This is a genomic window from Streptomyces sp. NPDC053432, from assembly GCF_055585365.1.
The window spans coordinates 106,409-120,462 of the sequence record NZ_JBVJKF010000021.1; the positions used below are offsets into that span (position 1 = coordinate 106,409).

12 protein-coding genes are annotated in these 14,054 nt (G+C 72.0%); all 12 read left to right on the top strand.

Features of this window, described 5'->3' with window-relative positions:
- Positions 1-19: 19 nt before the first annotated feature.
- The 12 genes from ACZ6Y1_RS29100 (at position 20) to ACZ6Y1_RS29155 (ending at position 13,971) form a co-directional block, all read left to right on the top strand.
- Entirely contained in the window at positions 20-1,504 is a 1,485-nt protein-coding gene (locus tag ACZ6Y1_RS29100) for an aldehyde dehydrogenase family protein (RefSeq protein WP_469636269.1), read from the top strand.
- A 40-nt stretch (positions 1,505-1,544) separates the two neighbouring features.
- The gene (locus ACZ6Y1_RS29105; protein WP_469636272.1) at positions 1,545-2,159 is read left to right on the top strand and encodes an NADPH-dependent F420 reductase; all 615 of its coding nucleotides are present in this window, start codon (positions 1,545-1,547) and stop codon (positions 2,157-2,159) included.
- A 2-nt stretch (positions 2,160-2,161) separates the two neighbouring features.
- Positions 2,162-2,665, top strand: a complete 504-nt coding sequence (locus ACZ6Y1_RS29110; protein WP_469636275.1) for a (2Fe-2S)-binding protein — start codon at positions 2,162-2,164, stop codon at positions 2,663-2,665.
- Positions 2,666-2,669: 4 nt separating this feature from the next.
- A complete protein-coding gene (locus tag ACZ6Y1_RS29115) occupies positions 2,670-5,114 on the top strand; it encodes a xanthine dehydrogenase family protein molybdopterin-binding subunit (RefSeq protein ID WP_469636278.1) in 2,445 nt (814 codons plus the stop codon).
- A complete protein-coding gene (locus tag ACZ6Y1_RS29120) occupies positions 5,111-5,941 on the top strand; it encodes an FAD binding domain-containing protein (RefSeq protein ID WP_469636281.1) in 831 nt (276 codons plus the stop codon). The genes ACZ6Y1_RS29115 and ACZ6Y1_RS29120 overlap by 4 nt, the downstream gene beginning before the upstream one ends.
- A 27-nt stretch (positions 5,942-5,968) precedes the next feature.
- The gene (locus ACZ6Y1_RS29125) at positions 5,969-7,225 is read left to right on the top strand and encodes an MFS transporter (RefSeq protein WP_469636284.1); all 1,257 of its coding nucleotides are present in this window, start codon (positions 5,969-5,971) and stop codon (positions 7,223-7,225) included.
- On the top strand, positions 7,222-8,754 hold the full coding sequence (locus ACZ6Y1_RS29130) for an ATP-binding protein (protein ID WP_469636287.1): 1,533 nt from the start codon (positions 7,222-7,224) through the stop codon (positions 8,752-8,754). Before ACZ6Y1_RS29125 ends, ACZ6Y1_RS29130 begins: the two co-directional genes overlap by 4 nt.
- 15 nt (positions 8,755-8,769) lie before the next feature.
- Positions 8,770-9,111 carry a nuclear transport factor 2 family protein gene (locus tag ACZ6Y1_RS29135; protein ID WP_469636290.1) on the top strand — a complete coding sequence of 114 codons (342 nt, stop codon included), beginning with the start codon at positions 8,770-8,772 and terminating at the stop codon, positions 9,109-9,111.
- A gap of 104 nt (positions 9,112-9,215) precedes the next feature.
- Positions 9,216-9,866, top strand: coding sequence for a TMEM175 family protein (locus tag ACZ6Y1_RS29140; protein ID WP_469636293.1), 651 nt, complete (start codon positions 9,216-9,218; stop codon positions 9,864-9,866).
- Between the two features lie 72 nt (positions 9,867-9,938).
- Entirely contained in the window at positions 9,939-11,255 is a 1,317-nt protein-coding gene (locus tag ACZ6Y1_RS29145; protein WP_469636296.1) for an IS701 family transposase, read from the top strand.
- A complete protein-coding gene (locus ACZ6Y1_RS29150) occupies positions 11,255-12,391 on the top strand; it encodes an XdhC family protein (RefSeq protein WP_469636299.1) in 1,137 nt (378 codons plus the stop codon). The genes ACZ6Y1_RS29145 and ACZ6Y1_RS29150 overlap by 1 nt, the downstream gene beginning before the upstream one ends.
- Before the next feature lie 137 nt (positions 12,392-12,528).
- On the top strand, positions 12,529-13,971 hold the full coding sequence (locus ACZ6Y1_RS29155; RefSeq protein ID WP_469636302.1) for a GuaB1 family IMP dehydrogenase-related protein: 1,443 nt from the start codon (positions 12,529-12,531) through the stop codon (positions 13,969-13,971).
- Positions 13,972-14,054: the final 83 nt, after the last annotated feature.

The following is a 14,054-nucleotide window of genomic DNA, read 5'->3' on the forward strand; positions in this document are numbered from 1 at the left end:
CCGAATCCGGAAGGCAGCCATGACACAGCGCGCGCTCAGCGACCAGCCCCTGGCCAACCCCGGGAAGTTGTTCATCGGCGGCACCTGGGTCCCGGCCCAGGACGGCCGTACCGAGCCGGACATCAGCCCCGTCGACGGCCAGGAGATCGTGCCGGTGGCCCAGGCCACCGCAGCCGACGCGGACGCGGCCGTCGCCGCCGCCCGCAAGGCGTACGAGGAAGGTCCGTGGAGCAGACTGTCGGCCCAGGAGCGCGCGCTGCGGCTGAACCGGGTCGGTGAGCTCATCGAACGCGACCTGGAGGAGATCGCCCTCCTGGAGACCGTGGACATGGGCAAGCCGTTCGCCTTCTCCAGCACGGTCGACGCCCCCATGGCGGCCCAGCTCATGCACTACTACGCCGGCGCCGTCACCCGCGTCGACGGCTCCTCGCGGGCCCCGGCCGGCGGGCAGCTCGCCTACACCCTGCGCGAACCGCTCGGCGTGGTCTGCGCGATCACCCCGTTCAACTTCCCGCTGCTGCTGTCGATGACGAAGATCGCGCCGGCCCTCGCGGCGGGCAACACGGTGGTCCACAAGCCCTCCCCGGCCACCCCGCTCACCGCCCTGAAGATCGCGGAGCTGTTCCAGGAGGCGGAAATACCCGACGGCGTGCTGAACGTCATCACCGGTCCCGGCGTGGAACTGGGGGAGACCCTCACCGACCACCCGGACATCGACAAGATCGCCTTCACCGGCTCCACCGCCGTCGGCCAGTCCATCATCCGCAAGGCGGCCGGCACCCTGAAGAAGGTGACGATGGAGCTCGGCGGGAAGTCCGCCAACATCGTCTTCGCCGACGCGGACCTCGACGCCGCCGAGGAACTCGCCTTCTTCGGCATCTACTACAACAAGGGCGAGATCTGCACCGCCGGCTCCCGCCTGCTGCTCCAGCGCCCCATCCACGACGAACTGGTCGAACGCCTCGTCCGCAGGGCCGCCGCGCTCAAGCCCGGGGACCCGCGCGACCCGGCCACCCTGTTCGGGCCCCTGGCCCACCGCGGACAGTTCGAGAAGGTCAGCTCCTACATCGAGGTGGGCGAGAAGGAAGGCGCGGTCCTGCGCACCGGAGGCACCGGCTGGACCCCGGAGGGCGCCTCCAGTCAGGGCCTGTACTTCCTGCCGACCGTCTTCACCGGGGTCGACAACGGCATGCGGATCGCGCAGGAGGAGATCTTCGGCCCCGTCCTGTCGATCATCCCCTTCGACAGCGAGGAGGACGCCGTGCGCATCGCCAACGACAGCGCGTACGGCCTCGCCGCCGGAGTCCACACCAAGGACCTGCGCCGGGCCCACCGGGTCGCCTCGCAGATCAAGGCCGGCACGGTCTGGGTGAATTGCTACAACCAGTACGACCCCTCCGTGCCCTACGGCGGCTACAAGGCCTCCGGCTACGGCCGCGAGTGCGGCCCCGAATCCCTCGAGAGCTACACCCAGACCAAGTCGGTCTGGATCGGCATGGACTGAGACCGGCGCCGGAACCCGGCCCCCTTTCCCTAGGAGCGACATGCGGACAGGCATCATCGGCGCCGGCCGGATCGGCTCCACACTCGCCAGGATCCTCGTGGCCGCGGGCCACGAGATCGTGGTCGCGAACGCCCGGGGCCCCCGGAGCCTCGGCCCGCTCCTGGCGGAACTGGGACCGGCGGCCTCGGCGGCGCACCCCGCCGAGGCCGCGGCCCGGGCCGACCTGGTGGTCCTGATGGTGCCGTTCGACGGCGTACGGGGGCTGCTGCCGCCGCACGTCGTCCAGGACAAGGTCCTCGTGGACGCCACCAACGCCTTCGGCGGCCCCGGCACCCCGGCCGACCTCGGCGGCCGAGGCTCCAGCGATCTCGTCGCCGAGTGGTATCCCGGCGCCCAGGTCGTGAAATCCCTCAACACCATGCATTTCGAAACGCTCGCCGTCGCCGGCACCGCACCCGGAGAGCGCCTGGCGCATTTCACCGCGGGCGACGACGTGAAAGCGAAGGAAATCGTCGCGGGAATCATCTCGGACCTGGGATTCGCCCCCGTCGACACCGGCCCGCTGCACTCCGGAGGAATTCTCCAGCAGCCCGGCGGGCCCCTCTTCAACCGGCCGCTCACGGAAGCGCAGGCGCTGGCATGGATATCACACTGAATGTGAACGGCAGATCCGAGCAGTTCCCGGCGCAGCCGAACGAACTCCTCGTGGAACGGCTCCGCGAAGGCCTCGGCCTCACCGGGACCAAGGTCGGCTGCGACACCGGCCAGTGCGGCACCTGCGTGGTCCGGCTCGACGGCAAGTCCGTCAAGAGCTGCCTGATCCTCACCGCCTCCGCCGCCGGCTCGGAGGTCACCACCATCGAGGGCGTCACCACCCCCGGCGGTGAACTCACCGGCCTCCAGGAGGCACTGCGCCAGGAGCACGGCACCCAGTGCGGGTTCTGCACCCCCGGCATGGTCATGGCGCTCGGCGAGCTCGTCGACTCCACTGCCGGCGGCGGGACCCCCACCGAGCCCGAGATCCGCGAATGGCTGACCGGAAACCTCTGCCGGTGCACCGGCTACCACAGCGTCGTCCGCGGTGTGCAGCGCGCCTGTGCCGCCGCCGGCGGCGAGGAGCCCGCCGAGGCCGTAGCCGCCGCAGCCCGCCAGGAGGTGTGAGGACATGACCGCAGAGACGGGGGAGCGGACTCAGGAGTCCGTCTCCACGGACAGACACGACGTCCCGGCGGACCCGGGACACACCGTGCTCGGCAAGCCCCTCGACATCCGCGAGGATCCGCAGCTGCTGCGCGGCGAAGCGACGTACGTGGCCGACATCGACCTGCCGGGAACCGCCCACATGGCGATCCTGGGCAGCCCGGTCGCCCACGCGAAGATCCTGTCCATCGAGACCAAGGCCGCCGAGCAGATGCCCGGCGTCCTCAAGGTGGCCACGGCCGCGGACTTCACCGACGTGATGCCGCTGCCGTGCATCTGGATCCCCGGCGGCGTCGAGAGTCACTTCCCGCCCCACCCCTACGGACTTCCCGGCGCCCGCCCGGTGCTCACCGGCGACGCCGTGCGCCACGTCGGCGACCCCATCGCCGTGGTCGTCGCCGAGACCCCGCGCCAGGCCGCCGCCGCGCTCGCCGCCATCTCCGTCGAGTACGAGCCGCTGCCCGTGGTCACCCGCGCCGACGAGGCGCTCGCCGAGGGCGCGCCCCAGCTCCACGAGGCCGTTCCGGGCAACCTGAACGCGTACTGGACCTGCGGCGACAAGGACCGCACCGACGCGGCCATCGCCGACGCCGAGGTCACGGTCGAGCTCGACCTGGTGAACCAGCGGACCATCAACAGCCCCATCGAGCCCCGCGGCGCGGTCGGCGACTACGACCCCGCCACCGGCGAGTACACGCTGTACGCCTCCACCCAGGGCCCGCACAACCACCGGTTCCTGCTCTCCGCGCTGGTCCTCGGCATCCCCTTCAACAAGCTCCGGGTGATCGCCCCGACCGTCGGCGGCAGCTTCGGCACCAAGGGCTACCTCTACCCCGACATGGCACTGGTGCTGCTGCTCTCCAAGGCGCTCGGGCGGCCCGTGAAATGGGTCGACACCCGCACCGGACTGATGAACTCCACCGTCCAGGGCCGCGACCACCGCCAGCACGTCACCCTCGCCGGCACCCGCGACGGCCGCATCACCGCTGTGCGCGCCACCAGCCACGCCAACCTCGGCGCGTACCCCTCCACCATCGGCCCCGGCGTCGCCACCGCCCTGATGGGACGCTCCATCAGCGGCATGTACGACATCCCCGCCGCCTTCTGCGAGGTCTACGCCGCCTTCACCAACACCGTCCCGCTCGGCGCCCAGCGCGGCAGCGGGCGGGCCGAGGCCGCCTTCCTGATGGAACGGCTCGTCGACCGGTACGCCTCCGAGATCGGCATGGACCCGGCGGACGTCCGCCGCAAGAACCTGGTGCCGCAGGAGAAGTTCCCGTACGACAACGGCCTCGGCTGGACCTACGACTCCGGGAACTACCGGCCGAACTTCGACAAGGCCCTGGAGCTCGCCGGCTACGCGGACATGCCCGCCCGCAAGGCGGAGGCCCGTACCCGCGGCAAGCGCCTCGGCGTCGGCCTCGCCACCTACGTCGCGATCTGCGGGGTGGGCCCCTCCACCCGGATGTCCCAGGAGGGCATGCTCGGCGGCACCTGGGAGAGCGCGAACATCCGCGTCCACCCGACCGGCGAGGTCACCGTCACCGTCGGCTCGGCCTCCACGGGCCAGAGCCACGCCACCGTCTTCGCGCAGGTCGCCGCCGACGAGCTGGGCATCGACCCGTCGAGCGTCCAGGTCCTCGAAGGCGACACGCAGAAGGCCCCGTACGGCCAGGGCACCTACGGCTCCCGCTCCTACAGCATGGCCGCGCCCGCCGTCGCCCTCACCGCCCGCAAGATCAAGGCCAAGCTGGTCCGGGCCGCGGCCGTCTTCCTCGGCATCCCCGAGGAGAAGGTCGTCTACGAGGGCGGCGGGGTCCACGAAGAGGGCAACCCCGAGAACGCCAAGACCTTCGCCGAGCTCGCGATGGCCATGTGGTACGGCTGGGGGCTGCCCCCCGAGATCGAACCGGCCCTCGACGAGACCACCCACTTCGACCCGCCGGACTTCAACTACCCCTTCGGGACGCACGTCGCGGTCGTCGAGATCGACGAACTCACCGGCGAGACCGACGTGGTGTCCTACACCGCCGTCGACGACGCCGGCCACATCGGCAACCCGAAGATCGTGCACGGCCAGATCGAGGGAAGCATCGTGCACGGCCTCGGCCAGGCCCTCATGGAGGCCGCCGAATACGGCGAGGAGGGGCAGCTGATCAGCTCCGACCTGAACCACTACGCCCTGCCGCGCGCCGCCGACGTGCCCTTCTTCACCATCGACAAGACCGTCACGCCCACCCCGCACAACCCGCTCGGCGCCAAGGGCGCCGGCGAGATCGCCACCGTGCCGCCCGCCGCCGCCGTCGTCAACGCGGTCGTCGACGCCCTCGGCGACCTCGGCGTCCGGCACATCGACATGCCCCTCACCCCCGAGAAGGTCTGGCGCGCCCTGAGAGGAGAAGCCCGGTGATCCTCACCGCGTTCGACTACGTCCGGCCCGTCGGCCTCGACGAGGCGCTCACCCTGCTCGCCGGGACCCGCGGCGCCCGGGTGCTCGCCGGCGGCCAGAGCCTCCTGCCCGAACTGCGCTCCGGCGCCGAGCGGGCCCGGCTGCTGGTCGACGTACGGCACCTGGAGGAGCTGCGCGGCGTCGAGAGCGAATCCGACGGCCGCCGGCTGCGGATCGGCGCCCTCACCACCCTCGCCGAACTCGCCGCGCACCCCCTGGTGCTGGCCGGGGCGCCCGAACTGGCCGCCGCCGCCCGCGCCAACGGCGACCCACAGGTCCGCAACCTCGGCACCGTCGGCGGCAACCTCGCCGCGGGAGGGCGGGCCACCGACCTCCCGGTCGCCGCCATCGCCGCCGACGCGGCCGTGGAGCTGGCCGGGCGCGGCGGGCGCAGGACGGTTACCGCCGAGGAGTTCGCCGCCACCGGCGCCCCCGCCGCCACCGTCGTCACCGCGCTGCTGGTGCCGGCCGCCGGACGGGCCGGCGCCTTCGAGAAGACCGCCGACCGGGCCACCCGCTACCCGGTCGCCGCCACCGCCGTACGGATCACCCCCGACGGGCCGCGCATCGCGGTCACCGGGGCCACGCCGCGCGCGCTGCGGCTGCGGCGGGTCGAGGACCGGCTGCGCGGCGGCCCGTACACCACGGACGCGGTGCTCGCGGCCTTCCGCGCCGAACCCAGGGAGCTCTTCGTCCCCGGACGCGGCACCTCGGCCGAATACCTCGGCCACCTCGCGGGGGTCCTGACGGCCCGCGCCTTGCAGAGGGCGGACCAGGCCACCGCCTGACCGCCCGTCGACGGGGGAGTTGAAGCAGTGGAACCGTACCGGACGACCACGGGGACGGCAGGGCAGCCGGCCGCGCACGCGGCCGGACCGCCGCCGGGAGGCTCCGGCTTCTGGGTGGTGGGAGCGGTCCTCGTCCTGCTCATGCTCTCCTCCTCCGTGCCCTCCGCCCTCTACGTGCTCTACCAGCAGAGATGGGGGCTGTCCTCCGGCACGATCACGGTGGTCTTCGCCCTGTACGCCGTCACCGTGCTCGCCGGACTCCTGCTGTTCGGGTCCCTGTCCGACACCCTCGGCCGGCGTCCCGTCCTCGGCGCCGGCCTGGTCCTGGCGATCGTCTCGATGGGACTGTTCGCCGGGGCGCAGGGGCTCGGGCTGCTGCTCGCCGCGCGCGCCGTCCAGGGGCTCGCCGTCGGCCTCGCCACCGGGGCCATGGGCGCGGCGCTGCTGGAACTCAGCCCGCGCACCCGGCCCGCGCTCGGCGCCCAGGTCAACAGTGCCGGGCCGACCGTGGGCATCGGGCTCGGCGGGCTGGGGGCCGGGCTGCTCGTCCAGTACGCCCCCGCGCCCACCGTCCTGAGCTACCTCCTGCTGGTCGGCGCCTTCACGGTCACCCTGGTGGGGGTGGTCCGGATGCCTGAGAGCGCTCCCGGGGCGGGCGGGCGGCCGCGGGTGGTCCCGCACCGGATACGGGTGCCGGCCGGGGCCCGCCGGCGGTTCGGCATCCTCGTCCTGACCATCGTCGCGGTGTGGTCCGTGGGCGGCTTCTACCTCTCCCTCGGCCCGCACCTGGCCCTCTCCCTGCTCCGCTCCACCAACTACCTCGTGGGCGGCGCCACCGTCGCCCTGCTCGCGGGCGCCGCCACCGTCGCCCAGCTCGTGCTCGGCCGCACCGAGGCGCTGCGCACCGCCGTCCTCGGACTCCTCGGGCTGCTCGCCGGGCTGGGCCTGGTCCTGCTGGCCCTCGGCATCGGCTCGGCCCCCGTGTTCCTCGTGGCCACCGCGGTGCTCGGCAGCGGGTGGGGGGCCGCCTTCCTGGGGTCCTTCCGGGCGCTGTCCGCCCTCGCCGACCCGGCGCACCGCGGCGAACTGACCGCCGCGGTGTACGTCTTCGCCTACCTCGCCATGAGCGTCCCGGCGGTGCTCGCCGGGATGCTCACCAACATCCACGGGCTGCACCGCACCTCCGTCGGCTTCATGGCCGCCGTCGCCGGGGTGTGCGCACTGGCCCTGCTGGCCACCCTGCGGCTGGCCGCCCGCACCAGGTCCGAGGGGAGCACCGCATGAACGGCGCGGACATCGACGCGGCCGGCCTGAGGTCGGCCCTGCACGGACTGGAGATCTTCGCCGGACTCACCGGGGACCAGCTGGACTGGCTGGTCTCGGTCTCCGAGCCGCGGGTCCTCGCCGACGGGGAGGTGCTCTTCCGCGACGGCGAGGAGGCCGACCGGTTCCACGTCCTGCTCTCGGGCGGGCTCGTCGTCACCAAGGTCGTCGACGGCCGTGAGGAGGTGCTGACCCGGCACTCCACCGAGGAGGAGAGCGCCGCGGCCGAGGACCACGACGGCAAACCCTCCGCCGCCCACCGGTTCACCGGGGAACTGCCCCTGCTCACCGAGGGCTCCTACGTGGCCACCGCGGCGGCGAGCGGACCGTCGACCACCGTCGTGGCCTACGACAGGCCGGTCTTCTTCGAGATGCTCTCCCGCTGCCACGGGGTCGCCGCCGTCCTGCTGCCCGTGCTGGCCTGGCGGATCAAGTCCTCCGAGGTCCAGGCCCGCAAGCGGGCCACCGTGGAGGCGCTCGGGACCCTCGCCGCCGGGCTCGCGCACGAACTGAACAACCCGGCGGCCGCCGTGGCCCGCGCCGCCCAGGAACTGTCCCCCGCACTGGACCGGCTCACCCGCTCCGCCCACGCCTGGGGCGCCGCCGCCACGGGCGCGGAGCGCTCCGTATTCGACCGGCTCGCGGAGGAACTGGACGAGCTGCCGCCGCCCACGACCACCGACCCCCTCGCGCAGGCCGACGCCGAGGAGGAGATCGCCGACTGGGCCGAGGACGCCGGCACGGAACGGCCGGGCCTGCTCGGCTCGGGGGTCTCGGACCTCGGGCTCGACCTGGACGGGCTGCGCAAACGGCTGGAGGGGATCGGCGGGCAGGCCCTGGCCCCGGCCCTGGACCACCTGGCGGCGCTGCTGGAGGTCCGCTCGCTCGCCGCGGAGCTGCGGGCCGCCGGTCCGCGGATCTCCCAACTCGTCTCCGCCACCCGCGATTACGCCAATCTCGACCGGGCACCCGAGCAGCGGTTCAAGGTGACCGACGGACTGGAGAACACGCTGGTCGTGCTGCGTGCGAAGCTCACCGGCATCACCATCGTGCGGGAGTACGAAGACGGTCTGCCCGAACTGACGGGCTATCCCAGCGAGTTGAACCAGGTGTGGACCAACCTGGTCGCCAACGCCGCCGAGGCCATGGAAGGTTCCGGGGTCCTCACCCTGCGTGCCCGGGCCGAAGGCGTGTGCATGGTCGTGGAGGTGGCCGACACCGGCAGCGGCATCCCCGAGGAATCCCTGCCGAGGATCTTCGAGCCCTTCTACACCACCAAGGACGTGGGCAAGGGCACCGGCCTGGGTCTCCACCTCAGCTACCGCATCGTGACCCAGCGCCACCACGGCTCCCTCACGGCCCGCTCGCGCCCCGGCGAGACCCGGATGGTCGTCCGGCTGCCCTTCGCCGGCAGCGCCCAGGCCTGCGCCCCGGCCGCCGACGGCCCCGCAGACGCACCACCCGCCGCCACCCGTCCCACCACCCGTTGAAGGAATGGAGTCGACATGGCCAAGTACGACATCTCCAAGCTGCACCCGGTGTTCGTCCGCCAGATGGAGGCCCTGGCCGCCCTCGACATCGAGGCGGTGATGAAGAACTACACCGACGACGCCGTGCTGCTGCGCTTCGAGGGGGTCTCGGTCGGCATCGAAGCGGTTCGCGAGACCTTCACCGGCTATCTCACGGTGAAGCCCACCCTCGTCGAACTCCAGGACTACATCGAGACCGAAGACACCATCTTCTACCGGGCGATCATGAACCTCAACGGTGAACCGGAGCACGCGTTCGGGACACTTGTGGTCCGCGATGGCCGAATCTGGCGGCAGACAGCCGGGTTCGGCGGCTGAACTGCGAAATGTGGGTAGCGTGTGCGGGGAGGGCGGGGATGTGCGCGCCCTCCCCGTATGCGTCGGCGACGTAGATATATGCACGGAGCGGAAATGGGGAGGTCATGGAACGCGAAACCGGGCGGGTCGAGGCTTTCAGTGACGGTGTATTCGCCATCATCATCACGATCCTCGTCCTGGAGTTGGAGGCTCCGGAAGAAAAGGGTTGGTCGGGGTTCTGGCACGGTGTGCGGGAACAGTGGCCGCATTACGCCGCCTATGTCGTGAGTTTCCTCATCATCGGCGTGATGTGGGTGAACCACCACACCATCTTCAGTCACCTCAAACGGGTCGACCGGCCCCTGCTCTTCCTGAACCTCCTGGTGCTGATGGTGGTGTCGGTGATCCCGTACACCACCAACGTCCTCGCCGAGCACCTCATGGACGACGGCGGGTCCGCCAGCGCCGCAGCGGTGCTGTACAGCGCCGTCACCGTGGCCTACGCCCTGGCGTTCCTGCTCTTCTGGTGGTACGTCACCCGCGTCGGCCACCTCTTCCACGACCACGTGGACAAGGACGGCGCACGCGCAACCCGGGTGCGATTCGGCCTCGGTGCCATCGCCTACCCGCTCACCGTGGTCCTGGCCTTCTTCTCGGCGCCGCTCACACTCGTCGCCCACTTCCTGATCGCGCTCTACTATGCGGCGAACCAGATCCCCATCCCTCTCGTGGTAGAGGAAGAGCGGCTCGAAACTGCCAGCGACCTCAGGAAGTAGCCGCAGGGGCCTACGGCCGTTCTCCACGGTCAAGTAGGGTATTGGATCTAGCTGGTCGCGGGGGAGGCGCAGATGGCTCGCGTAGTCCTGCCGGAGGAATCCACGACGGAAGTCTCCGAATTGATCGACGTACTGATCTCTCAGCTCTTCGAGTCCTTACCCCGGCGGGACCAGCGAAACTGGGCCCGCGTTTATCTGAACGGCCTTGTGCGGACCAGCGGGAAGAAAACAATCCGTAACATCGCCGGAACAGGGGCCAGTTCCGTCGAGCAGAGCCTCCAGCAGTTCATCAGCAAGTCCCCGTGGGACTGGACCCCGGTCCGCCGCTCCCTCGCCCAGCACCTCGAACGCACGGCCCAGCGCCCCCTCGCCTGGGTGCTCCAGCCCATGGTCATCGAGAAGGCGGGCGACCGCTCGGTCGGCGTCGGCCGGCAGTTCGTCCCGCAGCTGGGCCGCACCGCCAACTGTCAGCAGGCCAGCGGCATCTGGCTGGCCTCCAGCGAGGCCAGCTACCCGGTCGAATGGACCCTCACCCTCCCCGGGCCCTGGACGACCGAACTCCTGCGCCGCCGCGCCGGCATCCCCGACACCGCCCGCTCCCTCACCCCCGCCCAGGACGCCGTGCACGCCGTCCAGCGGATGGCCGCCACCTGGCAGCTCCAGCGCCGGCCCGTGGTGATGGAGGTCGCCAACTCCGACCTGCCGCAGAGCATCGAGTCCTTCGTCCTCCAGGACATCCCCTTCGTCTTCAAGGTCGACGGCTCGCTCCCCGTCTCCTTCGGCGGTGCGGGCCGGCACAAACCCGGACCGCACACCGCACCCGCCCGCGAACTCATCGACTCCCTGCGCTCCCAGCGCCGCGTCGTCGAATGGACCCGGCACGGCCGCGCCGAGGGGGCGGTCACCCTGCTCACCTCCGCCTCCATCCTCGCCGCCCCCGCCGAGGACCGCCCCCTGCCCGCCCCGACGGCCCCGCTGCTGCTCGTCGGAGCCTGGAGCGAAGCCGCCCTGCTGCCCACCGAGTTCTGGATCACCAACATCGGCGACCGGCCGCTCGCCCAGCTCTTCCTCCTCGCCAAACTCACCGACCGCGTCTCCCTCGACTTCACGGAGACCTGCGAGGCCGTGGGCATCCGCGACTTCGAAGGCCGCTCCTTCCGCGGATGGCACCACCACGCCACCCTCGCCAGCGTCGCCCACGCCGCGAGACTCCTCGCCGCGAGGGGCCCGGAACCCGCCCCCCGCCCCGCCGTCCCCAGGCCCGCCGCCGGACGGGCACCCGCGCCGGTCGCGGCCCGGCCCCCCGCCATCAGGCCCGGGCCCCCACCCGCACTGCCCGCACGCGCGTACACACCCGGCCAGACCGCCCGCCGCGAATACATCCGCTGATGCTCGACATCGCCGACGAGCTACGCGCGTGGTACGCCGCGCAGCGGGAATTCGCCCTCGCCACCGTCGTCTCCGTCACCGGGAGCGCCCCCCGCGGCCCCGGCGCCTCGCTCGCCGTCGACGACAGCGGCACCGCCCTCGGCTCCCTCTCCGGAGGCTGCGTCGAATCCGCCGTCCACGAGCTCTGCCTCGACGCCATCGCCTCCGGCGAAGGCGGCCTGCACCGCTTCGGCTACAGCGACGACGACGCCTTCGCCGTCGGCCTGACCTGCGGGGGAGTGCTCGACGTCCTGATCACCCCGGTCCGCGGGGCCGACCCCGTCCGGCCCGTCCTCCACCGCGTGCTCGACGCCACCGCGGGCGGCGCCCGAGCGGCCCTCGCCCGCGTCGTCTCCGGCCCACCGGCCCAGCTCGGCGGGGCACTCGCCGTCCACCCCGACGGCTCCTACGAGGGCGGGCTCGGCGCCGGTCCCGCCCTGGACCGGGCCGCCGCCCTGCGGGTCCGGGGACTGCTGGCCGCCGGACGCACCGGCACCGCCGAGCTCGGCACGGCCGGCGGGCTGTGCGGGGAGCCGCTGACCCTGCTCGTCGAGTCGGCCGCCGAACCGCCCCGGCTCCTCGTCTACGGGGCCATCGACTTCGCCGCGGCCCTCGCCCGGATCGGTGCCTTCCTCGGCCACCGGGTCACCGTGTGCGACGCCCGGCCCGTCTTCGCGACCCCCGCCCGCTTCCCCGACGCCGACGAGGTCGTCGTCGACTGGCCGCACCGCCACCTGGCCGCGGAGTGGGACGCCGGACGGCTGGACGCCCGTACCGCCGTCTGCGTCCTGACGCACGACGCCAAATTCGACGTACCGCTGCTGGAACTGGCCCTGCGGCTGCCCCTCGCCTACGTGGGAGCCATGGGGTCACGGCGCACCCACACCGAGCGGACCCGGCGGCTGCGCGAGGAAGGCGTGCCCGACCGGGCACTGGCCAGGCTGCGCTCACCCATCGGCCTCGACCTGGGCGGCGCCACGCCCGAGGAGACGGCCCTGGCGATCGCCGCCGAACTCACCGCCGTCCGGCACGGCGGATCCGTACGCCCACTGGCCCGGCGCACCGGTCCGGTCCACCGCAGGACGAAGGTCCCGTAGGAAAGAACCACCCGGCCCGGAATGTCCTGGACGATCGACCCGGGCGGCATAAACGCCGGGCCATGGGAGAATGAAGTACGTGCGTTTCCCCGGCTGACAGGGTCGGGGCACCTCCGATCGACTGGGATGTTCAGCACGTGCGTTTCCTCAATGACTCGAAGCCGCCGTACGACCTGACGTACGACGATGTGTTCATGGTGCCGAGCCGCTCCGCGGTGGGCTCCCGCCAGGGCGTGGACCTCTCCTCGCCCGACGGCACCGGCACCACCATTCCGCTGGTCGTGGCGAACATGACCGCCATCGCGGGCCGCCGGATGGCCGAGACGGTCGCGCGCCGCGGCGGCATCGTCGTCATCCCGCAGGACATCCCGATCGAGGTCGTCACCGACGTCATCTCCTGGGTCAAGACCCGTCACCTCGTGCTCGACACCCCGATCACCCTGGCGCCCACCCAGACCGTCGCCGACGCGCTGTCCCTGCTGCCCAAGCGCGCCCACGGCGCCGGCGTCGTCGTGGACGGCGAGGGCCGCCCGGTCGGCGTCGTCACCGAGCACGACCTGAGCGGCGTCGACCGCTTCACCCAGCTCTCCGAGGTCATGTCGAAGGAGCTGCTGCTCATCGACGCCGACATCGACCCCCGCGAGGCCTTCAACCAGCTCGACGCCGGCCACCGCAAGCTGGCCCCGGCCGTCGACAAGGACGGCAAGCTCGTCGGCATCCTCACCCGCAAGGGCGCCCTGCGCGCGACCCTCTACACCCCGGCGACGGACGCCAACGGCAAGCTGCGCATCGCGGCCGCCGTCGGCATCAACGGCGACTTCGTGCAGAAGGCCAAGCAGCTGCTCGACGCGGGTGTGGACACGCTCGTCATCGACACGGCCCACGGCCACCAGGAGTCGATGATCAACGCGATCAAGGCCGTCCGTGCGCTGGACCCGCAGGTCCCGATCGTCGCGGGCAACATCGTCGCCGCCGAGGGCGTGCGCGACCTGATCGAGGCCGGCGCGGACATCATCAAGGTCGGTGTGGGCCCCGGCGCCATGTGCACCACCCGCATGATGACCGGCGTGGGCCGTCCGCAGTTCTCCGCGGTGCTGGAGTGCGCGGCCGAGGCCAAGAAGTTCGGCAAGCACGTGTGGGCCGACGGCGGCGTCCGTCACCCGCGCGACGTGGCGATGGCGCTGGCCGCCGGCGCCTCGAACGTGATGATCGGCTCCTGGTTCGCCGGTACGTACGAGTCCCCGGGCGACCTCCAGCAGTCGGCCGAGGGCCGCCTGTACAAGGAGTCCTTCGGTATGGCCTCCGCGCGTGCGGTGCAGAACCGCACGAGCGAGGAGTCGGCCTACGACCGCGCCCGCAAGGGTCTGTTCGAGGAGGGCATCTCCACCTCGCGCATGTTCCTGGACCCGGCCCGTCCGGGCGTCGAGGACCTGATCGACTCGATCATCGCGGGTGTCCGCTCCTCGTGCACGTACGCCGGTGCGGGTTCCCTGGCGGAGTTCGAGGAGAAGGCCGTGGTCGGCATCCAGTCCGCCGCCGGCTACGCCGAGGGCAAGCCGCTGCACGCCAGCTGGAGCTAGTCCCGCCGTTTTCCGTGGCCCCGGCCTGCCCCCTCCCGGGGCGGCCCGGGGCCACGGTCGTATCCGGGCGCGGCGCCGCTGCC